This window comes from Streptomyces sp. NPDC041068, assembly GCF_040647455.1.
Taxonomy (GTDB): Bacteria; Actinomycetota; Actinomycetes; order Streptomycetales; family Streptomycetaceae; genus Streptomyces.
In genome coordinates this window covers 327081-347758 of record NZ_JBEZCG010000007.1, presented here as the reverse complement: position 1 = coordinate 347758, position 20678 = coordinate 327081, and the positions used below count along the sequence as shown (strand labels likewise).

The 20678-nt window shown below is 72.4% G+C and carries 22 protein-coding genes; 16 read left to right on the top strand and 6 right to left on the bottom strand.

The window, feature by feature from the left end; all coding sequences use genetic code 11:
- Window positions 1–189: 189 nt before the first annotated feature.
- Complete coding sequence (locus AB0B50_RS18690) at window positions 190–1626, top strand: NAD(P)H-hydrate dehydratase (RefSeq protein ID WP_362332548.1); 1437 nt, start codon at window positions 190–192, stop codon at window positions 1624–1626.
- 62 nt (window positions 1627–1688) lie between these two features.
- On the opposite strand, the gene AB0B50_RS18685 is transcribed toward AB0B50_RS18690, so the two are convergent.
- Window positions 1689–2522, bottom strand: a complete 834-nt coding sequence (locus tag AB0B50_RS18685) for an alpha/beta hydrolase (protein WP_362332545.1) — start codon at window positions 2520–2522, stop codon at window positions 1689–1691.
- Window positions 2519–3121 carry a WHG domain-containing protein gene (locus AB0B50_RS18680; RefSeq protein ID WP_362332542.1) on the bottom strand — a complete coding sequence of 201 codons (603 nt, stop codon included), beginning with the start codon at window positions 3119–3121 and terminating at the stop codon, window positions 2519–2521. The genes AB0B50_RS18685 and AB0B50_RS18680 overlap by 4 nt, the downstream gene beginning before the upstream one ends.
- Window positions 3122–3274: 153 nt before the next feature.
- Here AB0B50_RS18680 and AB0B50_RS18675 point away from each other — a divergent pair, with 153 nt between their 5' ends.
- The 5 genes from AB0B50_RS18675 to AB0B50_RS18655 all read left to right on the top strand — a co-directional run bounded on the left by AB0B50_RS18675 (window position 3275) and on the right by AB0B50_RS18655 (window position 7638).
- Window positions 3275–4234: a L,D-transpeptidase family protein gene (locus AB0B50_RS18675; protein WP_362332539.1), complete on the top strand. Its 960-nt coding sequence runs from the start codon at window positions 3275–3277 to the stop codon at window positions 4232–4234.
- A gap of 74 nt (window positions 4235–4308) precedes the next feature.
- A complete protein-coding gene (alr, locus tag AB0B50_RS18670) occupies window positions 4309–5469 on the top strand; it encodes an alanine racemase (protein WP_362332537.1) in 1161 nt (386 codons plus the stop codon).
- A gap of 33 nt (window positions 5470–5502) precedes the next feature.
- Entirely contained in the window at window positions 5503–6717 is a 1215-nt protein-coding gene (locus tag AB0B50_RS18665) for an alpha/beta hydrolase (protein WP_362332535.1), read from the top strand.
- Between the two features lie 10 nt (window positions 6718–6727).
- Window positions 6728–7240: a tRNA (adenosine(37)-N6)-threonylcarbamoyltransferase complex ATPase subunit type 1 TsaE gene (tsaE, locus tag AB0B50_RS18660; protein WP_362332532.1), complete on the top strand. Its 513-nt coding sequence runs from the start codon at window positions 6728–6730 to the stop codon at window positions 7238–7240.
- A gap of 158 nt (window positions 7241–7398) precedes the next feature.
- Window positions 7399–7638 carry a hypothetical protein gene (locus AB0B50_RS18655; protein ID WP_362332529.1) on the top strand — a complete coding sequence of 80 codons (240 nt, stop codon included), beginning with the start codon at window positions 7399–7401 and terminating at the stop codon, window positions 7636–7638.
- Here the strand turns inward: AB0B50_RS18655 and AB0B50_RS18650 are convergent.
- Entirely contained in the window at window positions 7610–8158 is a 549-nt protein-coding gene (locus AB0B50_RS18650; protein ID WP_362332526.1) for a hypothetical protein, read from the bottom strand. The two genes, AB0B50_RS18655 and AB0B50_RS18650, sit on opposite strands and share 29 nt — an antisense overlap.
- Window positions 8159–8291: 133 nt before the next feature.
- Here AB0B50_RS18650 and tsaB point away from each other — a divergent pair, with 133 nt between their 5' ends.
- From tsaB to AB0B50_RS18630, 4 genes are read left to right on the top strand one after another with little or no spacing between them, the layout of a single operon-like run.
- The gene (gene tsaB, locus AB0B50_RS18645) at window positions 8292–8948 is read left to right on the top strand and encodes a tRNA (adenosine(37)-N6)-threonylcarbamoyltransferase complex dimerization subunit type 1 TsaB (RefSeq protein ID WP_362332523.1); all 657 of its coding nucleotides are present in this window, start codon (window positions 8292–8294) and stop codon (window positions 8946–8948) included.
- 50 nt (window positions 8949–8998) lie between these two features.
- Complete coding sequence (gene rimI / locus AB0B50_RS18640) at window positions 8999–9481, top strand: ribosomal protein S18-alanine N-acetyltransferase (RefSeq protein ID WP_362332822.1); 483 nt, start codon at window positions 8999–9001, stop codon at window positions 9479–9481.
- Window positions 9474–10586, top strand: coding sequence for a tRNA (adenosine(37)-N6)-threonylcarbamoyltransferase complex transferase subunit TsaD (gene tsaD, locus AB0B50_RS18635; RefSeq protein WP_362332520.1), 1113 nt, complete (start codon window positions 9474–9476; stop codon window positions 10584–10586). The genes rimI and tsaD overlap by 8 nt, the downstream gene beginning before the upstream one ends.
- On the top strand, window positions 10583–10846 hold the full coding sequence (locus AB0B50_RS18630; protein ID WP_362332517.1) for a hypothetical protein: 264 nt from the start codon (window positions 10583–10585) through the stop codon (window positions 10844–10846). The genes tsaD and AB0B50_RS18630 overlap by 4 nt, the downstream gene beginning before the upstream one ends.
- Here AB0B50_RS18630 and AB0B50_RS18625 read toward each other — a convergent pair.
- Window positions 10843–11454, bottom strand: coding sequence for a class I SAM-dependent methyltransferase (locus AB0B50_RS18625; protein WP_362332514.1), 612 nt, complete (start codon window positions 11452–11454; stop codon window positions 10843–10845). The two genes, AB0B50_RS18630 and AB0B50_RS18625, sit on opposite strands and share 4 nt — an antisense overlap.
- 41 nt (window positions 11455–11495) lie before the next feature.
- Window positions 11496–12176, bottom strand: a complete 681-nt coding sequence (locus tag AB0B50_RS18620; RefSeq protein WP_362332511.1) for a helix-turn-helix domain-containing protein — start codon at window positions 12174–12176, stop codon at window positions 11496–11498.
- A gap of 111 nt (window positions 12177–12287) precedes the next feature.
- On the opposite strand from AB0B50_RS18620, the gene AB0B50_RS18615 reads away from it, so the two are divergent.
- The 3 genes from AB0B50_RS18615 to AB0B50_RS18605 all read left to right on the top strand — a co-directional run bounded on the left by AB0B50_RS18615 (window position 12288) and on the right by AB0B50_RS18605 (window position 15649).
- Window positions 12288–13796, top strand: a complete 1509-nt coding sequence (locus tag AB0B50_RS18615; protein ID WP_362332508.1) for an MFS transporter — start codon at window positions 12288–12290, stop codon at window positions 13794–13796.
- A 42-nt stretch (window positions 13797–13838) separates the two neighbouring features.
- The gene (locus tag AB0B50_RS18610; protein ID WP_362332505.1) at window positions 13839–14204 is read left to right on the top strand and encodes a YciI family protein; all 366 of its coding nucleotides are present in this window, start codon (window positions 13839–13841) and stop codon (window positions 14202–14204) included.
- Window positions 14205–14434: 230 nt separating this feature from the next.
- On the top strand, window positions 14435–15649 hold the full coding sequence (locus AB0B50_RS18605; protein WP_362332819.1) for a DUF6596 domain-containing protein: 1215 nt from the start codon (window positions 14435–14437) through the stop codon (window positions 15647–15649).
- Between the two features lie 50 nt (window positions 15650–15699).
- Here AB0B50_RS18605 and AB0B50_RS18600 read toward each other — a convergent pair whose 3' ends face one another.
- Window positions 15700–16923 (bottom strand): methyltransferase domain-containing protein, encoded by a 1224-nt coding sequence (locus AB0B50_RS18600; protein ID WP_362332502.1) that lies wholly within the window; start codon window positions 16921–16923, stop codon window positions 15700–15702.
- Window positions 16924–17005: 82 nt separating this feature from the next.
- Between AB0B50_RS18600 and AB0B50_RS18595 the strand changes: the two genes are divergently transcribed.
- The 3 genes from AB0B50_RS18595 to groL all read left to right on the top strand — a co-directional run bounded on the left by AB0B50_RS18595 (window position 17006) and on the right by groL (window position 20570).
- Entirely contained in the window at window positions 17006–17932 is a 927-nt protein-coding gene (locus AB0B50_RS18595) for a polysaccharide deacetylase family protein (RefSeq protein ID WP_362332499.1), read from the top strand.
- Between the two features lie 572 nt (window positions 17933–18504).
- Entirely contained in the window at window positions 18505–18813 is a 309-nt protein-coding gene (gene groES / locus AB0B50_RS18590) for a co-chaperone GroES (RefSeq protein ID WP_006347174.1), read from the top strand.
- Between the two features lie 128 nt (window positions 18814–18941).
- The gene (groL, locus tag AB0B50_RS18585) at window positions 18942–20570 is read left to right on the top strand and encodes a chaperonin GroEL (RefSeq protein ID WP_362332496.1); all 1629 of its coding nucleotides are present in this window, start codon (window positions 18942–18944) and stop codon (window positions 20568–20570) included.
- The last annotated feature ends 108 nt before the right edge of the window (window positions 20571–20678 follow it).

Here is a 20678-nt window from a genome sequence, read left to right as displayed (position 1 = left end):
CGCCTTGGGTTCGGTTGTGGGGCGGGGACGTGGGGGTATGTCCGTACTCGCCATCTTTGTTGCGGGGTCTTGTTGCTGCGGCTGGGGTGAGCTTTGTGCTCGGTGCTCCGTGCGCACATACCCCCACGTCCCCTCACGCCGTCTTGGCGGCCGCGGGCCGTCTCGGCTTCTCGCTGGGAGACTGGGGCCATGCGTACTGCGTACAGCGTGGAGAGTGTCAGGGCCGCTGAGCGGGAGTTGATGGGGCGGTTGCCCGAAGGGGCGCTGATGCAGCGGGCCGCGGCCGGGCTCGCCGTCGAGTGCGCGCAGCTGCTCGGGAAGGTGTACGGGGCGCGGGTCACGCTGCTGGTGGGCAGTGGGGACAACGGCGGCGACGCCTTGTACGCGGGGGCACGGCTCGCGCGGCGGGGCGCCGGGGTCAGTGCCGTGCTGCTCGCCCCGGAGCGCACCCACCCCGGTGGGCTCGCCGCGCTGCGGGCGGCCGGGGGTGTCGTCGTGGAGGCCGACAGCGCGCGGGCCGAGGGGCTTGTCGCCGGGGCACGGCTCGTCGTCGACGGCATCGTGGGCATCGGGGGGCGCGGCGGGCTTCGGGAGCGTGCCGCCCAACTCGTCGCCGCCGCGCGGGATGCGGTGGTCGTCGCGGTGGATCTGCCCAGTGGCGTCGATGCCGATACGGGTGAGGTGCACGGCGATGCGGTGCGGGCCGATGTGACGGTGACGTTCGGGGCGTACAAGCCGGGGCTGTTGGTCGATCCCGCCCGGGAGTACGCCGGGGCCGTGCGGCTTGTCGATATTGGGCTCCGACTCGGGGCTGAGCGTGGCGAGTTGGAAGCTCTTCAGTTCGCGGATGTCGCTGGGCTGTTGCCCGTTCCCGGGGGTGAGAGCGACAAGTACCGGCGTGGCGTCGTCGGGATCGTCGCCGGGTCGGCCCGGTATCCCGGAGCCGCCGTGCTCGCCGTCGCCGGTGCGTTGCGCGGGGGCGCGGGTGCCGTGCGGTACGTGGGGCCCGCCGCCGATGCCGTCATCGCGCGGTTCCCCGAGGCCCTGGTGTCCGCCGGGCCGCCCTCGAAGGCCGGGCGCGTGCAGGCCTGGGTCGCGGGGCCCGGCCTCGGTGACGACGCGGAGCGGCTGGGGGATGTGCTCGCCGCCGATGTGCCCCTGCTGATCGATGCCGACGGGCTGCGGCTCGCGGGGGAGCGCGAGGTGCGGGCGCGGCAGGCTCCCACGCTGCTCACGCCGCACGCCGGGGAGGCCGCCGCCCTGCTCGGTGTCGCCCGCGAGCAGGTCGAGGCGGGAAGGCTCGCGGCCGTGCGGGAGTTGGCGGGGCGGTACGGGGCGGCCGTGTTGCTGAAGGGGTCCACCACCCTGGTCGGCTCGGCTGACGGGGCCGTGCGCGTCAATCCCACCGGGACTTCCTGGCTTGCCACCGCAGGCAGCGGTGATGTGCTGTCCGGGCTCGCCGGGTCCCTGCTGGCCGCGGGGCTCGGCGCGCGGGACGCGGGGTCCGTGGCGGCCCATCTGCACGGGCTCGCGGGGCGGTTCGCGGCGGACGGGGCGCCGGTGGGGGCGCAGGACGTGGCCGACGCGATTCCCGCCGCCTGGCGGGGCGTCCGGATGCCGCTCTAGAGGCGTTCGCGTGTTGCTCCAGAGGCGTTCGTGCGTCGCTCCAGAGATGTCCGGATGCCCCTCTAGCCGGCCCGGAGCATGTCCAGGAGCTGTTCGGCGAACGGCAGCGGGGCGTCCGTGTAGCCCGAGTGGCCGCCGGGGAACTCCTGTAGTTCCAGGCCCAGTTGGTCTGCCATGAGGGCCGCGGGGCGGTACGGAAGGCGGCCGCGCGATGCGATGCCCGCGGCCAGGGTCAGGCGGGGCGCGGCCTCGCGCAGGGCCGCCAGGTCGGGGACGTGCGTCGTGAACGGGACCAGCTCGTACTCGAGGAAGTGCGGGTTGTTCGCCATGAGGCGGGTCAGCATGCCCGCCGTGCGCGGCGGCAGCGTCGCGGGGTCCGGGAGCGGTTCGAGCGTGCCGCCGAGTCCCTGGAGGAAGCGCGTGGCCGCCGGGCCGTGTCCCCGGGTGCGCAGGAGGTCGCGGACCTCGTGGACGAAGGCACGCTGCTCGTCGGCGTCGGGCAGCAGCGCGAAGCACGGCGGCTCGTGCGCGACGACGCGGCGCAGCCGGTGCGGGTGGCGGGCCAGCAGGTCGAGGGCGACGACCGCGCCCGCGCTGCTGCCGAAGGCGTACGCGGGTTCGTGCGGGGAGAGCGCCTCCAGGAGGCGGTGCGCGTCGTCCGACTGCGTCTGTACGCGCTGCTCCTCGCGGGGGCCGTCCAGCGTGCTGCGCGAGTAGCCGCGGGGGTCGACCGTGACCACGGTGAACTCGGCGGCCAGGACGTCGGCGACGCCGTCGAAGACCGCGCTGTCGCCGCCTCCGCCGGGGAGCATCAGGAGGACGGGGCCCTCGCCGCGTCGTATCTCGTGGTGGATCGTCGCGCCGGGGACCGTGAGGCGGGCGGAGTCGATGGTCATGCGGAGGCGGTCCTTTCGGGGGCGGTCCTCTTGGAGGTGGGCCAGTGCTCCAGGAGGACGTGCAGGGCGTCCACGGAGCGGTGCCACGAGGTCCGTACGTCGCGGGGGTGGCCGAAGCCCGCGGAGAGTTCGAGGTCGACGTAGCCGTGGAAGGTGCTGCGCAGCAGGCGTACCGCGTCGGTCAGGTCGGGCTCGGCCAGGTCGTACCCGCGCAGCAGGGCGTAGGTGTACTCGGCGACGCGGCGCGGTCCGGGGGCCTCGGCGGCGAGGGCCGGGTCCAGCTGGAGGTTGGTGGCCGCGTACCTGCCGGGGTGCTTGAGGGCGAAGCCGCGGTACGCGTCCGCGAAGGCGGTCAGTGCGTCCTTGCCGGAGCGGCCCGCGACCGCGGGGCCGATGAGGTCCGCGAGCTCGCCCGTCGCCCGCAGTGCGATCCGTGCCCTGAGGTCGGCGATGTTCCTGACGTGCGAGTACAGGCTCGCGTCCTTCACGCCGAAGCCGCGGGCGAGGGCCGAGACCGTGATGTTCTCCAGACCGATCTCGTCCGCCAGGTCGGCGGCCGCCTCCACCACGCGCTCGCGTGTCAGACCTGCTCGGGCCATGGGGTCGCCTTCCGTAGGAGGTGGTCGCGGTTCCCAGGGAGGATAGATCAAAACCTAGGACTCCTAGGAAGCGATTCTCCGCGGCGGGCCCTTCGAGTGACCCCTCCGCGCGGCTGACGGCCGCTCGGCGTGCGGCCGGGGTTCGCTCATCGAATGATCAGCAAGACAGCCAAGCGCGGACTCACCGTGCTGCTCGCCCTGGCCGCGGCCCTGCCCGCCGCCCCCGCGTCCGCGGGAACCGTGTCTGCGGGAACCGTGTCTGCGGGAACCGTGTCTGCGGGAACCGCCTCCGCGGGCCCCGTCCCGCCGCGGCCCGCGTCGCCCGCGACCGCCCCGCTGGTCCCCGGCATCCCGCTCACGCCGCTCCACCCATGGCAGTTGGACACCCCTGACCAGGCCCTGCTTCCGCACGTGTACGAGCCGAGCGCCGCCGAGGACGCGATCGAGCCCATGGAGGCGCCGCCCGGCGTCGACGCCCTCATCGAGTACGTGCCGGTGGGCGAGGTCGTCACCAAGGCCGCCGCGCCCGCGTGCACCAAGAGCGCCGGGCCCTACCAGCGGCAGGCCGAGCGCTGGCTCGGGCGCCCGGTGGACGGCAGGCAGTCCGCGGCGGACTGCAAGGCCATCAGGGCGTTCCAGAAGAAGCAGGGCATCCGGCCCGCGATCGGCTTCGCGGGACCGGTGACCTGGGCCCGTATGCGGTGGATCTCCGCGCGCGAGAACCCCAACGGCGCGAGGGACTGCCCCACGCGCGCGTACCGCCTCGCCTGCGTCGATCTGTCCCGGCAGCTGATGTGGGTGCAGAAGGGCGAGAAGGTGCTGCTCGGTCCCGTGCCGATCCGCACCGGACGGGCCGGGTACGGGACCCGCCCCGGCTGGCACAGGGTCTACTGGAAGCACAAGAACCACTGGTCGTCGCTGTACAACACCCCCATGCCGTACAGCCAGTTCTTCAGCGGTGGACAGGCGTTCCACGCGATCTACGGCAATGTGTACAGCCCGCCGGGCTCGCGCGGCTGCGTGAACATGCGCCTCACCGACGCCCGCGCGCTGTGGAAGACACTGCTCAAAGGCGACCGCGTCTACGCGTGGGGACGCAAGCCCGGCACCTGATCCACGGGCCTCGTGACCCCGGTGAGCGGCTGGGGCAGCGGGGTTGTCGGCGCGCTCTGAGACACTTGTCCGCGATGAACGAGACAGCCGCTTTCCGTGTCCGCGCCGAGATCGACCTCGCCGCCCTGCGCGCCAACGTGCGCTCGCTGCGCGCCCACGCGCCGGACGCCGCGTTCATGGCCGTCGTGAAGGCGGACGCGTACGGCCACGGAATGGTGCCCTGCGCCAAGGCCGCCCGCGAGGCCGGCGCCACCTGGATCGGCACGGCCACGCCCGAGGAGGCCCTGGCCGTGCGCGCCGCGGGACTGCCAGGCCGGATCATGTGCTGGCTGTGGACGCCGGGCGGCCCCTGGCGCGAGGGCATCGAGGCCGATCTGGACATGTCGGTGAGCGCGCTGTGGGCGCTGCGCGAGGTGACGGACGCCGCCCGCGCTCTCGGCAGGACGGCCCGCATCCAGCTCAAGGCCGACACGGGCCTCGGGCGGAACGGCTGCCTGCCCGCCGACTGGCCCGAGCTGATCGCCGAGTCCCTGCGCGCCGAGGCCGAGGGACTGGTGAAGGTCACCGGCCTCTGGTCGCACTTCGCGTGCGCCGACGAGCCGGGCCACCCCTCGATCGCTGCCCAGCTCACGGTGTTCCGCGAGATGGTGGCCTACGCCGAGGAGCGGGGGATACGCCCCGAGGTGCGGCACATCGCCAACTCCCCGGGGACGCTGACGCTTCCGGAGACCCACTTCGACCTCGTCCGCCCCGGCATCGCGATGTACGGCATCTCGCCGAGCCCCGAGGTGGGCACCCCGCAGGACTTCGGGCTGCGGCCCGTCATGACGCTCAGCGCCTCGCTCGCCCATGTGAAGCACGCCCCGGCGGGTCACGGCGTGAGTTACGGGCATCACTACATCACCCCCGGCGAGACGACCCTCGGCCTCGTCCCCGCCGGGTACGGCGACGGGATCCCGCGCCACGCGTCCGGCACGGGCCCGGTCCTCGTCGGAGGCAAGTGGCGGACCGTCGCGGGCCGCGTCGCGATGGACCAGTTCGTCGTCGACCTCGGCGGGGACGAGCCCGAAGTCGGCGCGGAGGCGGTGCTGTTCGGCCCCGGCGACCGCGGCGAGCCGACCGCGGAGGACTGGGCGCAGGCCGCGGGCACCATCGCGTACGAAATCGTCACGCGCATCGGATCACGCGTCCCACGCGTCCATGTGAATGAGCGGCCCGACAGCACAGAGATGTGAACGGGCAGTCCGACCACTGAGTAGGAGCGGCACGTGAGCGAGAGCAGCACGGGGGCGGCCGCGGCGGAAGCGGTGACGGACGTCGCCGCAGCGGCCGGCAACTGGCGCAGGGCCGGGGTGGCCGGCGCCGCGATAGGAGTGATCGCCGCGGGCGCGGCCGCGGGCGTCGCCATCGAGCGGCTCACGGTCGGCCGCGGCATGCGTAAGAAGGCGAGGCTCGCACTCGACTCCGCGGGTCCGTACGGCTCGCTGCGCGGCATGCCCGGCACGGCGTACGCGGACGACGGCACCGAGCTCTCGTACGAGATCGAAGAGGTCGAGGCGGACGGCGATCAGGGCAGACGGCGGCGCAGCCTCTTCGGCCGCAGGGAGCCCGCGCCGGTCACCGTCGTCTTCAGCCACGGCTACTGCCTGAGCCAGGACTCCTGGCACTTCCAGCGGGCCGCCCTGCGCGGCGTCGTCCGCGCCGTCTACTGGGACCAGCGCAGCCACGCCCGCTCCGGGCGAGGGGTCGACCAGGCCGAGCACGACGTGCCGGTCTCCATCGACCAGTTGGGGCGCGACCTGAAGGCCGTCATCGACGCCGCCGCGCCGGAGGGACCGCTCGTCCTCGTCGGGCACTCCATGGGCGGCATGACGACCATGGCCCTCGCCGACCAGTTCCCCGAGCTGATCCGCGAACGCGTCATGGGCATCGCCCTCGTCGGTACGTCGTCGGGCAAGCTCGGTCAGGTGAACTTCGGCCTTCCGGTGGCCGGGATGAACGCGGTCCGCAAGGTGCTGCCCGGTGTGCTGCGGGCGCTCGGCTCGCAGGCCGAACTGGTGGAGCGGGGACGGCGGGCCACCGCGGACCTCTTCGCGGGCGTCATCAAGCGCTACTCCTTCTCGCGCAAGGACGTGGACCCGGCCATCGCGCGCTTCGCCGAGCGGATGATCGAGTCGACGCCGATCGACGTGGTCGCGGAGTTCTACCCGGCCTTTGCCGAGCACGACAAGGCGGAGGCGCTGGCGCACTTCGCCGACCTCCCGGTGCTCGTGCTGGCGGGGGAGAAGGACCTGGTCACGCCGAGCGAGCACAGCGAGGCGATCGCCGAGCGGCTGCCGGACGCCGAGCTCGTCCTCGTCCCGGACGCGGGCCACATGGTCATGCTGGAGCACCCCGAGGTGGTCACGGACCGGCTCGCGGACCTGCTCGCCAGGACGGGAGTGGTGCCTGCGGCGGCCGATGTGGGGACGTCCAGCGGCTAACGTGGGCGGTATGGAAGCACCGCACCACCAGGCCCCCGCCAACGTACTCAAGATCACCGTCAACTCCCCCGAGCAGATGGGTGAGTTGGGCCGCCGCCTGGCGAAACTGCTGCGCCCCGGCGACCTCGTCATGCTCACCGGCGAGCTCGGCGCGGGGAAGACGACCCTGACCCGCGGCCTCGGCGAGGGCCTCGGGGTGCGGGGCGCCGTCACCTCGCCGACCTTCGTCATCGCCCGCGTGCACCCGCCGCTCGGCCAGGGGCCCGCGCTGGTGCACGTCGACGCGTACCGCCTGGGCGGCGGGCTCGACGAGATGGAGGACCTGGACCTCGACGTGTCGCTCCCCGAATCGGTGATCGTCGTGGAGTGGGGCGACGGCAAGGTCGAGGAGCTCTCCGACGACCGGCTGCACGTCGTCATCGACCGGGCTGTCGGGGACACGACGGACGAGGTCCGCGAGGTCGTGCTGACCGGGCTCGGCGCGCGGTGGGCGGATGCGGATCTGGCCTCGCTGGCGGCCTGATCCGGCCAGGTCGCCGGGTGTTCTCGTACGTTCGCCCTAACGTTCCGACAAGACGTCGGCAAGATGTTGCGCTGCCCGCGTCGCGCGTGGTCACATGGATACCGGTCCTGGTTAGGTCTACCTAACCACGTCTGCTCCCGGAGCTCCAGGAGGCATCCATGCCGGCTTCAGAACGTGACGCACAGCCGCAGCCGCACGGGCTGCCGGGGCCGTCGGGTGCCGTGGGTCCCACGCACCTGTCCATGAGCGATCTGCTGGCGTCGTGCGCCGCGGCGAGCGCCGTCTCCACGCCTCCGCGCGATCCGGCTCCCGTGAGGCAGTTGTCGGCGGAGGCGCGTCCCGCCGAGGCGCTCACCGCGGGTGACGTGCTTACGGAACGACGACGACTTTCTGGTTGATCCCCGCGAACTCCCACATGGCGTTGCCATGGGCGCGGGACTCGCGGATGCCGCCCGTCTTCTTGGCCGCGTCCGGCTTCGGAGTGGAGCCGTCGACCGCCGCGCTGAAGCCGATCGTGACGCCCTCGACCGTCGTGAACCGGACGACGTGCTCGATCGGGGTGCCGTCCGTGCCGGTCACCGAACCCTGGCGCGAGCTGACCGTGTAGGTGCCCGGCGCGGGGTCGACCGTGCCCGGCGTGACCTCGAAGGTGAGCTTGGCCTTGCCGGAGGACTCCACCAGCCATACGCGGTCGTCGCCCAGGGAGTACACGACCCGCTCGCCCGACCCGGACTTCGCCGGGACGGCCGTCGGGTTCTTCTTGTCCTTGGGGGAGCGCGGGGCGCTCGAGGACGTCTTGTCGGGGCTCTTCGCCAGCCCGTCGGGCACGCTGGCCGACGCCTGATAGGCGAGGAAGCCGACCGCGGCGACCGCGGCGGCGGTGAGCGCGGCCACGAATCCCGAGCTGCTCCTTGACACCTTGCGCCACCCACTTCTTCGTACTGCGTACGGCTACGAGGTGACGTTAGCAGCAGCCGCGCCCCTTCCTCCGGCAGCGGCACCTCATGCCGGTGCGGCCGTGCGACGGGCGTCGGAGCCGTAGGCTGTTCGCGTGCTCTTGCTCGCTCTGGATACCGCAACGCCCGCCGTCACCGTCGCCCTCCACGACGGCTCCTCCGTCATCGCGGAGTCGAGCCAGGTGGACGCCCGTCGCCACGGAGAACTGCTGCTTCCGGCCGTCGACCGGGTGCTCGCCGAGGCCGGACTGAGACTCGACGCCGTCACCGACATCGTCGTCGGCGTGGGCCCCGGCCCCTACACCGGACTGCGCGTCGGCCTGATGACCGCCGACACCTTCGGCCTCGCCCTCGGCGTCCCCGTGCACGGGGTGTGCACGCTCGACGGCCTCGCGTACGCCTCCGGCATCGAGAGCGGCCCCTTCGTCGTGGCCACCGACGCCCGGCGCAAGGAGGTCTACTGGGCGCGCTACGACGACGTACGCACTCGTGTGAGTGACGCCGCCGTCGACCGGCCCGCGGACATCGCCGCCGAGGTCGAGGGGCTGCCCGCCGTCGGCGCGGGCGCGCTGCTCTACCCCGAGACCTTCCCCGACGCCCGCGCCCCCGAGCACGTCTCGGCGGCCGCGCTCGCGTCGCTCGCCGCGGAGAAGCTCGCGGCGGGCGAGGAGCTCCTGGAGCCCCGGCCGCTGTACCTGCGCAGGCCGGACGCGCAGGTGCCCAAGAACTACAAGGTGGTCACCCCCAAGTGACCGAGGTGACCGAGGCGACCCGGCCGACCGAGGGCGCCGTGCTGCGCGAGATGCGCTGGTGGGACATCGACCCGGTGTTCGCCCTGGAGAAGGAGCTCTTCCCGGACGACGCCTGGTCGCGCGGGATGTTCTGGTCCGAGCTCGCCCACGCGCGCGGACCCCTTGCCACCCGCCGCTACGTGGTGGCCATGGACGGCGACCGCCTCGTCGGGTACGCGGGGCTCGCCGCCTCCGGCGACCTCGCCGACGTCCAGACCATCGCCGTGGCCCGCGACCACTGGGGCACGGGCCTCGGCGCCCGGCTCCTCACCGACCTGCTCCAGGCCGCGACCGCCTTCGAGTGCGCCGAGGTCATGCTGGAAGTGCGGGTCGACAACACCAGGGCGCAGAAGCTGTACGAGCGCTTCGGCTTCGAGGCCATCGGCTTCCGGCGCGGCTACTACCAGCCCGGCAACGTCGACGCGCTCGTCATGCGCCGCACCGACCCCTCCACCTCCGTATCTGGCGTACAAGGAACCGAGATTCATGGCTGACTCGCGCGACGAACCCCTCGTCCTCGGCATCGAGACCTCCTGTGACGAGACCGGCGTCGGCATCGTGCGCGGCACCACCCTGCTCGCGGACGCCGTCGCGTCCAGCGTCGACGAGCACGCCCGCTTCGGCGGCGTCGTGCCCGAGGTCGCCTCCCGCACGCACCTGGAGGCGATGGTGCCGACCATCGACCGCGCCCTGAAGGACGCGGGCGTGAGCGCCAAGGACCTCGACGGCATCGCGGTCACCGCGGGCCCCGGCCTCGCGGGCGCGCTGCTCGTCGGCGTCTCGGCCGCCAAGGCGTACGCGTACGCGCTCGACAAGCCGCTCTACGGCGTCAACCACCTCGCCTCGCACATCTGCGTCGACCAGCTGGAGCACGGGCCGCTGCCCGAGCCGACCATGGCGCTGCTGGTGTCGGGCGGTCACTCCTCGCTGCTCCTGTCCACCGACATCACCTCGGACGTGCGGCCGCTCGGCGCGACCATCGACGACGCGGCGGGCGAGGCCTTCGACAAGATCGCGCGGGTGCTGAACCTCGGCTTCCCGGGCGGTCCCGTCATCGACCGGTACGCGCGCGAGGGCGACCCGGAGGCGATCGCGTTCCCGCGCGGGCTCACCGGGCCGCGCGACCCCGCGTACGACTTCTCCTTCTCGGGTCTCAAGACGTCCGTCGCGCGCTGGATCGAGGCGAAGCGGGCCGCGGGCGAGGAGGTGCCGGTGCGGGACGTGTCGGCGTCCTTCCAGGAGGCCGTCGTCGACGTGCTGACCCGCAAGGCCGTGCGGGCCTGCAAGGACGAGGGCGTCGACCACCTGATGATCGGCGGCGGTGTGGCCGCCAACTCGCGGCTGCGGGCGCTCGCGCAGGAGCGGTGCGAGAAGGCCGGGATCCGGCTTCGGGTGCCGCGGCCCAAGCTGTGCACGGACAACGGCGCGATGGTCGCGGCCCTCGGCGCCGAGATGGTTGCGCGGGGCCGGGCCGCCTCGTCCTGGGACCTGTCGGCGGACTCGTCGCTGCCGGTGACGGAGCCGCACGTGCCGGGGCACGGGCATGCTCACGACCACGATCACGTGCACGAGGTCAGCAAGGAGAACCTGTACTCATGAGCGTCGCGCTGATGTGGGAGGCCCGTGCCGTCGAGGGGCGGGGCGACGAACTGCTCGCCTGGGCGCGGAAGCAGGAGCTCGGTGGTGCGGCCCGGCCGCTGCGCCGCGAGACCTTCAGCGCACCGCAGGACCGGGTGCTCGTCATCACCTGGTGGGACGCCGGGTACGACGCCGAACTCCCCGAACTGCCCGAGCCCTCCCCGGAGTTGGTGACGCGGGCGGTGCACAGGTGGCGGTTCGAGTCGGTGGAGGAGAGCTAGCCCCTTCCCTCGGTGTGCCGTGGGAGGCGGCGGTAGATCAACAGGTAGCGCCAGAAGAGGAGTTGGCGCACGCGGCTGCCGGGCAGGAGGCGGGCCGCCTCGGCGCGGACCTGGGGGAGCCGCATGTCCGGCTCGTGCACCGGGGCCTTGAGCGGGGGCGTGCGGTCGCCGCGCAGGCGCTCACCCGCGTACACAGCGACCCGTGCCACCGCGTTGGCCGGTGACGCCACGACGTCCCACGGGGTCAGGCCGGCGTAGCAGCCGAGGACGAGCAGGCTGCCGCCGGGCGCGAGGGCCGCGCGCAGGCGCGTGACCGTGTCGAACGGCATGTGGTGCAGGCTCGCCAGGCAGGTGATGACGTCGTAGTGGCCGTCGGGCAGGTCCTCCTTCGTCACGTCGGCCTGGCGGAAGCGGGGGCCGCCGCCGGCCTCTTCCGCCTCGGCGATCACCTCCGCCGAGGGGTCGAGCGCGTCGACCTCATAGCCGCGCGCCGCGAGGAGGCGGGCGAAGCGGCCGGTTCCGCAGCCGATGTCGAGGGCGGTGCGTCCGTGCGGCGGCAGGTTGCGCAGGAGCAGTCGGTGGTAGTGGTCGTTGTGGTCGAAGGGCATGCGGAGGACCCTGGCACAGGAGGTCGAGCGCCCGGCCTGTTTCAGCCCCGGTGCGCTGCCCGGCCCAGCAACCCGTCGACCACCGCGGCCAGTTGGCCCGCGATGTCGTAGTCCTCGGTCAGCTCGCCCCAGCGTCCCGCGAGGGCCGCGAGGTGGGGGAGTTCGGCCGCGTCCGCGTCCGTGAGCATGTCGGGGAAGTGCCGCTTGCGGCCGGGGTCGGCGGCGCGGCGCTCCATCGCGTGGCGGAAGACCAGGTCGCCGTAGACGCAGTGCCAGACGGTCCGGTAGGCGCGCACGGCCTCGGCGGGCGTGAGGCCGCAGTCGATGCCCGCGCCGACGATCTCCTCGACCATCCACAGGGCGCCCTTGTCGGTGAGGTCGCCGAGGCTGAGCACCTCGACCACCCAGGGCATCCGCGCCAGCGTGCCGTGCATGTGCAGGGAGACGGCGAGGAGGCGGTCGCGCGGGTCGGCGGGGAGTTCGGGGCGGGGGACGGTGGCGGCGGTGCCCGAGAGCGTGAGCATCAGGAGCTCGTCCTTGTCGCGCACGTGGTGGTAGAGCGCCATCGGCGTCGTGCCGACCTCCTTGGCGACGCGGCGCATGCTCAGGGCCGCGACGCCCTCCTCCTCCAGGATCCGCCGGGCGGTCGCGACGATCGCCTCCGGTTCGAGGCGGCGGGGGCGCCCCACGCCGCGCTTCTTCGCCTTCTCTTCTGCTGCCACCCGCTCATTGTCGCGTCCGTGTCCGTGTCCGCGTCCGTGTCCGTGTCCGCGCCGTCGCCGGGGAGGACGACCCTTGCATAATTTCTATACGCGTATAGTAATGTGCCGCGCATGGTGAACAAGGTGAACTCGAACGCCCCGCAAGGACGTTGGCTGCTGCCGGTGGTGCTCACCGTGCAGTTCCTCGTCTCCCTCGACATGTCCGTCGTCAACATCGCCCTGCCCGACATGGGCGATGACCTCGGCTTCGGCGACGACTCACTGCTGTGGGTCGTCAACGCCTACGCGCTCGCCTTCGGCGGCCTGCTCATGCTCGGCGGGCGCCTCGCCGACCTGGTCGGGCGGCGGCGCAGCCTCATCTGGGGCTTCGCGGTGTTCGGCGCGGCCAGCCTGGCGGGCGGGCTCGCCCTCACGCCGGGGCAGCTCATCGCGGCACGCGCGGTGCAGGGCGCGGGCGCGGCGGCGCTCGCCCCGGTGGCGCTCGCGCTGATCACCGTCAACTACGAGGCGGGGCCCGCGCGTTCACGGGCGCTCGGCCTGTGGGGCGTCTCCGGCGCGCTCGGCGGCGCGGTCGGGATCATGGCGGGCGGCCTGCTCACCGACTGGGTGGGCTGGCGCTCCGTGATGCTGATCAACGTCCCCGTGGTGCTCGCCGCGCTCATCGCCGCGCGCCGCGGGGTGCCCGTCGACCGGCGCACGGGACCCGCGCCGCGCCTCGACGTGACGGGCGCCCTGCTGGTCACGGCCGGGATGGCGGTGCTCGTCCTCGGCCTCGTGCGCACCGAGACCTACGGCTGGGGGTCCGGCACCACGGCCATCACGCTCGCCGTCGCGGTCGTCCTGCTCGCCGCCTTCGTCGCCGTCGAGGCCCGCAAGCGCGAGCCGCTGCTGAGGCTCGGCCTGCTCGGCACGTCCCACCGTCCGGTGCTCTCGGCCAACGTCTTCTCGCTCCTGATGTCGTCGGGGCAGTTCGCCGCCTTCTACTTCACCTCGCTCTACCTCCAGCAGGTCATGGGGTACGGGCCGACGGCGGCCGGCGCCGCGTTCCTGCCGTTCTGCGCGGGCGTCGTGGCCGGGTCGGCGGTCGCGACCAAGGCCGTGGGGCGGCTCGGCGAGCGGACGCTGCTCGTGGCGGGCGGGCTGCTGGGGGCCGCCGGGTTCGGCTGGTTCGCGCTGACGGTCGAGGCGGGCGGCACGTTCCTGGATTCCGTCCTCGGGCCCTCGCTGGTCGCGAGCGTCGGCATCGGCATGTGCTTCGTGCCGCTGGGCACCGCGGCGACCAGCGGCGTCGCCCCCGAGGAGACCGGCATGGCCTCCGGGCTGCTCAACAGCTCGCGTCAGCTCGGCGGCTCGCTGGGCCTCGCGGTCCTTGTCACCGTCGCGGCGAGCGCCACGGGCTCGGGGCGGGGGCCCGCCGCCCTGGCCGAGGGGCACGCGGCGGCCTTCGCGGTGTCCGCGGGGCTTCTGGTGGCGGCGGCGCTGGCGACGGCAGTGCTCCACGGCCGCCGAGCGCCCGCCCCGTCACCGCTGCGACCTGCATCGACGTACGCCGCACAAGAAACTTCGGAAAATCTCGGCGACGATGTCGAAAGGGGCGTCTCCCGTTCGACGCAGGGGTGAGAGGCGGGAAGAAGCCCCGCCGCCACCCGATGGGAGACCACCATGCCGCGCTTTCTGACGATGATCCGCATCGACGAGAACAACGTGCCCGAGGGCGGTCCGAGCCCCGAGCTGCACGAGCGCATGGGCGCGCTGCTCGAAGAGATCACCAAGGCCGGGGTGATGCTCGACACCGCGGGCCTCCGGCCGACCTCCGAGGGCACCCGTGTCACCTGGGACAAGGGCGAACTGTCCGTCACCGACGGCCCGTTCACCGAGACCAAGGAGGTCATCGGCGGCTACTCCCTCGTACAGGCCAAGGACAAGGCCGAGGCGATCGAGTGGACCAAGCGGTTCCTGAAGACCCACGAGGACTACTGGACGATCACCGCGGAGGTGCGGGAGATCGAGGAGGCCGGCGGCTGCTGATCGCTGGGGCCGGACCGGAGCTGGACCGGACCCGGCCGGACCGGAGCCGGACCGGACCGGGGCTCTCGGTGCGCCTTTGCCGGGGCGGCGCGGGGGTGCTCTGATGGATGGCCGTGAGCCATCCGCCGGAGCACCCCCGCCGCACCACGCCGGACACTGCGAACTCTGTGGACACCGCGGACTCTGTGGAGACCTCGGACTCTGTGGAGACCGTCGAAACCGTCTTCCGCATGGAGTCGCCGCGCATCATCGCCGGCGTCGCGCGGATCGTACGAGACGTCGGCATCGCCGAGGAACTGGCGCAGGACGCCCTGGTGGCCGCCCTCGAACAGTGGCCCGAGCACGGCGTCCCCGACAACCCGGGCGCCTGGCTCATGACCGCGGCCAAGAACCGCGCCGTCGACCTGGTGCGCCGCCGCGAGCGCTACGCCCGCAAGCTGGCGGAGATGGGCCGTGACCTGGAGTCCGCGCCGCCCCACCTGGACGGGCCCGCCGAGCTCGTCGACCCCGACGCCATCGACGACGACCTGCTCCGCCTCGTCTTCACCGCCTGCCACCCGGTGCTCTCCACGGAGGCCCGCGTGGCGCTGACCCTGCGCCTGCTCGGCGGCCTGACCACCGCCGAGATCGCCCGCGCCGTGCTCGCGCCGGAGCCGACCGTGGCGCAGCGCATCGTGCGGGCCAAGCGCACCCTCGCCGCCAAGGGCATCGCCTTCGAGGTCCCGTACGGCCCGGACCGCGAGGCCCGCCTCGGCTCGGTCCTCGAAGTCATTTACCTCGTCTTCAACGAGGGGTACGCCGCCACGGCGGGCGACGACCTGCTGCGCCCCGCCCTGTGCGAGGACGCGCTGCGGCTGGTGCGCGTGCTCGCCGGGCTGATGCCCAAGGAGCCCGAAGTGCACGGCCTGGCCGCGCTGTTGGAGCTCCAGGCGTCGCGCTCGACGGCGCGCACGGGCCCGTCCGGCGAGCCGGTGCTGCTCAAGGACCAGAACCGGGCCCGCTGGAACCAGCTGCTGATCCGGCGTGGATACGCCGCCCTGGCCCGCGCGCAGGCGGCGGCACAGGGCCCTCTCGGCCCGTACGCCCTGCAGGCCGCGGTCGCCGCCTGCCACGCCCACGCGCATACGTACGAGGAGACCGACTGGCGGCAGATCGCCGCCCTCTACGACCTGCTCGCGGCCCGCGCCCCGTCCCCGGTGGTCGAACTGAACCGCGCCGTCGCGGTCTCGATGGCCGAGGGCCCGGAGGCGGGCCTCGCCCTGGTCGACGCGCTCGCCGCGGAATCCGCCTTGCGGGACTACCACTTGCTGCCCAGTGTGCGGGGGGATCTCCTTGCCCGCCTCGGCCGGTCGGCGGAGGCGCGGGCGGAGTTCGAACGGGCGGCGTCGCTGGCGCGGAACGAGAGGGAGCGGGAGTTGCTCTTGGCTCGGGCCGCCGACTGCTGAGGCTTTGGCCGCGGATTCGTTGTGGCTGGTCGCGCAGTTCCCCGCGCCCCTTACGGGGCCGGGTGGCCGATCAGCATCGTCGGCGCCCCTGCCACCCGCGTCATGAAAACCGTCGCCGCGTTCTTCCCCTGCGGCTTCACCTTCTTCCGCAGCTCCTCCGGCTCCACCGCCGACCCCCGCTTCTTCACCGTCAGGATGCCGACCTCCCGCTCCCGCAGCAGCGCCTTCAACTTCTTCACGTTGAAGGGGAGTTGGTCGGTGATTTCGTACGCCGCGGCGTACGCGGTGTCGTGGCGCTCGTCGGAGGTGACGTACGCGATCGTCTCGTCGATCAGCCCGCCCGCGACCTCCTCGGCGACCTGGGCGACCAGGTGGGCGCGGATGACGGCGCCGTCGGGCTCGTACAAGTATCGCCCCACGGGCCGCACTTCGGGGTCGGGCGGCATCGCGTCGAGCGAGGTCCACAGGGTGGCGCCGCCGGGCAGGAGCGTCGCGCGGTGCGAGGAGGGCGCGTCCGTGCCGAACCACAGCACGGCCTCCTTGACGTCACCGCCGTCGGAGATCCACTCGGCCTCCGCCTCGGTGGGGACCGCCTCGTGGGGAATGCCGGGGGCGATCTTCAGCGCCGCGCGCGGGGCCTTGAGCGCCGCCGCGACCGCCCAGGACAGGGGCGGTGAGTAGGCCTCGGGGTCGAAGATCCTGCCGCGGCCGCCCCGGCGCGCCGGGTCCACGAAGACGGCGTCGTACGTGGATGTGTCCACCTCGGTGACATCGGCCTCGCGGACCTCGATCAGCTCGGCGAGACCGAGCGCCTCGGCGTTGGCGCGGGCGACGGCGCAGGTCAGCGGGTCGCGGTCGACGGCGAGCACGGAGATGCCGACCCGCGCGAGGGCGAGGGCGTCGCCGCCGATGCCGCAGCAGAGGTCGGCGACGGACCGCACGCCGGCGGCCTTGAAGCGCTCGGCGCGGTACCGGGCGACGGAGGAGCGCGTGGACTGCTCGACTCCGTTCGGCGTGAAGAACATCCGGGCAGCGTCCTCGGCACCGAACTTCGCCGCGGCTCGCTGCCGCAGTCGCGCCTGGGCCAGTGCCGCGGAGACCAGTGGCGCCGGGTGCTCACGGCGCAGCCGGGTGGCGGCGGCGAGCTCCTGGGCGGGATCGACGTCCCGCACCTCGTCGAGCAGGGCTCCGCCCTCCTCGGTGAGCAGGGCGGCGAAGGCGGCGAGGGGGTCGTCGAGGCTGCTCGGCGTGTTCGGGTCGTTCACCCGCCCCATTGTGGGCCAGTCGGTGGATGGTGCGCGGCCGGTGGCGGTGTCGGCCCTTCAAAAGGGCCTTGAACTGCGAGGATCCGGCGCCATGCAACTAGTACGACAAAACGAAGAATCCGCCGGAAGACGGAAGAACCGGACGCGTACCGCGCTGGCGGTCCTGACCGTCGCCGCGATCGCGTCGGGCTGCGCCTCCGGCGGCGACTCCGACGCCGTGAAGCCCGCCCACGGCCAGCAGCCGCTCCAGGCCCCGCCCGCCCGTGCCCTCGACTCCTACGCCCACAAGCTCGGCGCGGCCCAGGCCGCACGCGCCGCGGCGGCCAAGCGCTGGGGCCTGGCCAGGACGCCGCTGGCCGCGCCGCCCGCGCCGAAGGCCAAGCCGAGGATCACCACCCGCAAGGGCTTCGAGGTCAAGGGGCAGTCGAGCCTGCCGCCCGTCTTCACGACGATCCCGACCAAGGAGAAGGTCGTCTTCCTGACCATCGACGACGGCGCCGAGAAGGACCCGGCGCTGCTGAGGATGATGAGCGACCTGAAGATCCCGTACACCGCGTTCCTCAGCGACTACCTGGTCAAGGAGGATTACGCCTACTTCAAGAAGATGCAGGACCGCGGCGTCTCCCTGAACAACCACACCCTCAACCACCGCTACATGCCCGCGCTTTCGTACGAGGCGCAGCGCCGCGAGATCTGCGGCATGCAGGACACCATCGAGAAGCGCTACGGCAAGCGGCCCGAGCTCTTCCGCCCGCCGTACGGCAACTACGACGTCCACACCCTGCGCGCCGCCAAGTCCTGTGGCGTCAAGGCGGTGCCGCTGTGGGCGTCGGAGGCCTTCGCCGACCACATGGAGTGGCGCGAGTGGGACCGGGACCTGCACCCCGGCGACATCATCCTCACGCACTTCCGGGGGCGCGAGGACTGGAAGGGCACCATGCCCGACATGGTCCGCCGAGTCATGAAGACGGTCACGGACAAGGGGTACGCGGTGGCCAGGCTGGAGGACTACCTGTGACCCCCCGGGCGCGAGCGCGCCGCCGCCTCCTCGCCGGGGCCCTGCTGTGCGGCGTCCTCGCGCCCACGCTGCTCACGGGCTGCGCGGAATCGGTGGACCCGATCGAGAGGCTGGGTCGGAAGGCGGCCCAGAAGATGCCGCCGCGAAAGCCACCGGGACAGGCTGGTCCCGGCTGTGGGCAGGCGTTCCGCACGGCGAGTGGGGACTCCCCTGCTCGAGCGGAGCCGAGAACTTGGGGAAGGGTGGGCACAGCCCCACCTGCCGGGCAAGGGGAAACGAGGCGGCCCCGTGCCGCGGGCAAGGAACCGCAGGCCCGCAAAACACGTTGCCCAGGCAAGGCCACAGAGGCGCCGACCCCGCCAGGGGGCACCCCGTCCCCGTAAAGCCCGACGCAGTCGATTGGCACTCCGCTTGACCGAGTGCTAATCCCCGTCCTAGTCTCGCTTCTGGCACTCCCCACTGGAGAGTGCCAACAGCGACGGGCAGGTCCGGCACCCGCGACGACGGATCCACCTGGTCGCCACACCTCAGACTCTTAACCCCGTGAGATCTCCGAAGGGGGAGACCGGATCGTGACGACCGCCAGCTCCAAGGTTGCCATCAAGCCGCTCGAGGACCGCATTGTGGTCCAGCCGCTCGACGCCGAGCAGACCACGGCCTCCGGCCTGGTCATTCCGGACACCGCGAAGGAGAAGCCCCAGGAGGGCGCCGTCCTCGCCGTGGGCCCGGGCCGCTTCGAGAACGGCGAGCGCCTGCCGCTCGACGTCAAGGTCGGCGATGTCGTGCTGTACAGCAAGTACGGCGGCACCGAGGTGAAGTACAACGGCGACGAGTACCTCGTCCTCTCGGCTCGCGACGTGCTCGCGATCGTCGAGAAGTAATTCACCGCTTCACCTGCTTCACCAGCAGATTTGCTTTTTGAGCTGCGCCCCTGGTCACCCCGCTGATTGCCGGGCGGCGAGGGGCGCAGTTCGTTCACCCGAGTTTTCGAGAGGGCTGAATCGCTCCCATGGCGAAGATCCTGAAGTTCGACGAGGACGCCCGTCGCGCCCTTGAGCGCGGCGTCAACAAGCTTGCCGATACGGTCAAGGTGACGATCGGCCCCCGCGGCCGCAACGTCGTCATCGACAAGAAGTTCGGTGCCCCGACCATCACCAACGACGGCGTCACCATCGCCCGTGAGGTCGAGGTCGAGGACCCGTACGAGAACCTCGGCGCCCAGCTGGTGAAGGAGGTGGCGACCAAGACCAACGACATCGCTGGTGACGGCACCACCACCGCCACCGTGCTCGCCCAGGCCCTGGTCAAGGAAGGCCTGCGCAACGTCGCCGCCGGCGCCTCCCCGGCCGCCCTGAAGAAGGGCATCGACGCCGCCGTCGCGGCCGTCTCCGAGGAGCTCCTCGCCACCGCCCGCCCGATCGACGACAAGGCCGACATCGCGGCCGTCGCCGGTCTGTCGGCCCAGGACCCGCAAGTCGGCGAGCTCATCGCCGAGGCGATGGACAAGGTCGGCAAGGACGGTGTCATCACCGTCGAGGAGTCCAACACCTTCGGCCTGGAGCTCGACTTCACCGAGGGCATGGCCTTCGACAAGGGCTACCTGTCGCCGTACATGGTGTCCGACCAGGAGCGTATGGAGGCCGTCCTCGACGACCCGTACATCCTGATCCACCAGGGCAAGATCTCCTCCATCCAGGACCTCCTGCCGCTGCTCGAGAAGGTCATCCAGGCCAACGCCTCGAAGCCGCTCCTGATCATCGCCGAGGACGTCGAGGGCGAGGCCCTGTCGACCCTGGTCGTGAACAAGATCCGCGGCACCTTCAACGCCGTCGCGGTGAAGGCCCCGGGCTTCGGCGACCGCCGCAAGGCCATGCTCGGTGACATCGCCACCCTCACCGGCGGCACCGTCATCGCCGAAGAGGTCGGCCTCAAGCTCGACCAGGTCGGCCTCGACGTGCTCGGCACCGCCCGCCGCGTCACCATCACCAAGGACGACACGACGATCGTCGACGGCGGCGGCAACAAGGCCGACGTCGAGGGCCGCGTCGCCCAGATCAAGGCCGAGATCGACGCCACGGACTCCGACTGGGACCGCGAGAAGCTCCAGGAGCGCCTCGCGAAGCTGGCCGGCGGCGTGTGCGTGATCAAGGTCGGCGCCGCCACCGAGGTGGAGCTGAAGGAGAAGAAGCACCGTCTGGAGGACGCCATCTCCGCGACCCGCGCCGCGGTCGAGGAGGGCATCGTCTCCGGTGGTGGCTCCGCTCTGGTGCACGCCGTCAAGGTCCTCGAGGGCAACCTCGACAAGGACGGCGACGAGGCCACCGGTGTCGCGGTCGTCCGCCGCGCCGCCGTCGAGCCGCTGCGCTGGATCGCCGAGAACGCCGGCCTCGAGGGCTACGTCATCACCTCGAAGGTCGCCGAGCTCGACAAGGGCTTCGGCTTCAACGCCGCCACCGGTGAGTACGGCGACCTGGTCAAGGCCGGCGTCATCGACCCGGTCAAGGTCACGCGCTCCGCGCTGGAGAACGCCGCGTCCATCGCCTCCCTGCTCCTCACGACCGAGACCCTGGTCGTCGAGAAGCCGGCGGAGGAGGAGGCCGAGGCCGGTCACGGTCACGGTCACGGCCACTCGCACTGACCTGAGCCTGTAACCGAGGCCCGGCTTCCCCTGTGGGGGAGCCGGGCCTCGGTCGTTTCGGGGTCGCGCCTGCCGGGTCGGTGCTTCGTCGCCGTGTGTGGGTCGTGG

Coding starts and splice junctions, on each gene's coding strand:
- AB0B50_RS18675 (WP_362332539.1), top strand. CDS start 3,275: ATGATCAGCAAGACAGCCAAGCGCGGACTCACCGTGCTGCTCGCCCTG.
- AB0B50_RS18680 (WP_362332542.1), bottom strand. CDS start 3,121: ATGGCCCGAGCAGGTCTGACACGCGAGCGCGTGGTGGAGGCGGCCGCC.
- AB0B50_RS18690 (WP_362332548.1), top strand. CDS start 190: ATGCGTACTGCGTACAGCGTGGAGAGTGTCAGGGCCGCTGAGCGGGAG.
- AB0B50_RS18655 (WP_362332529.1), top strand. CDS start 7,399: ATGCCGGCTTCAGAACGTGACGCACAGCCGCAGCCGCACGGGCTGCCG.
- tsaE (WP_362332532.1), top strand. CDS start 6,728: ATGGAAGCACCGCACCACCAGGCCCCCGCCAACGTACTCAAGATCACC.
- AB0B50_RS18625 (WP_362332514.1), bottom strand. CDS start 11,454: ATGCCCTTCGACCACAACGACCACTACCACCGACTGCTCCTGCGCAAC.
- rimI (WP_362332822.1), top strand. CDS start 8,999: ATGCGCTGGTGGGACATCGACCCGGTGTTCGCCCTGGAGAAGGAGCTC.
- AB0B50_RS18600 (WP_362332502.1), bottom strand. CDS start 16,923: ATGGGGCGGGTGAACGACCCGAACACGCCGAGCAGCCTCGACGACCCC.
- AB0B50_RS18595 (WP_362332499.1), top strand. CDS start 17,006: ATGCAACTAGTACGACAAAACGAAGAATCCGCCGGAAGACGGAAGAAC.
- tsaD (WP_362332520.1), top strand. CDS start 9,474: ATGGCTGACTCGCGCGACGAACCCCTCGTCCTCGGCATCGAGACCTCC.
- alr (WP_362332537.1), top strand. CDS start 4,309: ATGAACGAGACAGCCGCTTTCCGTGTCCGCGCCGAGATCGACCTCGCC.
- AB0B50_RS18610 (WP_362332505.1), top strand. CDS start 13,839: ATGCCGCGCTTTCTGACGATGATCCGCATCGACGAGAACAACGTGCCC.
- groL (WP_362332496.1), top strand. CDS start 18,942: ATGGCGAAGATCCTGAAGTTCGACGAGGACGCCCGTCGCGCCCTTGAG.
- AB0B50_RS18630 (WP_362332517.1), top strand. CDS start 10,583: ATGAGCGTCGCGCTGATGTGGGAGGCCCGTGCCGTCGAGGGGCGGGGC.
- AB0B50_RS18605 (WP_362332819.1), top strand. CDS start 14,435: ATGGAGTCGCCGCGCATCATCGCCGGCGTCGCGCGGATCGTACGAGAC.
- AB0B50_RS18685 (WP_362332545.1), bottom strand. CDS start 2,522: ATGACCATCGACTCCGCCCGCCTCACGGTCCCCGGCGCGACGATCCAC.
- AB0B50_RS18615 (WP_362332508.1), top strand. CDS start 12,288: ATGGTGAACAAGGTGAACTCGAACGCCCCGCAAGGACGTTGGCTGCTG.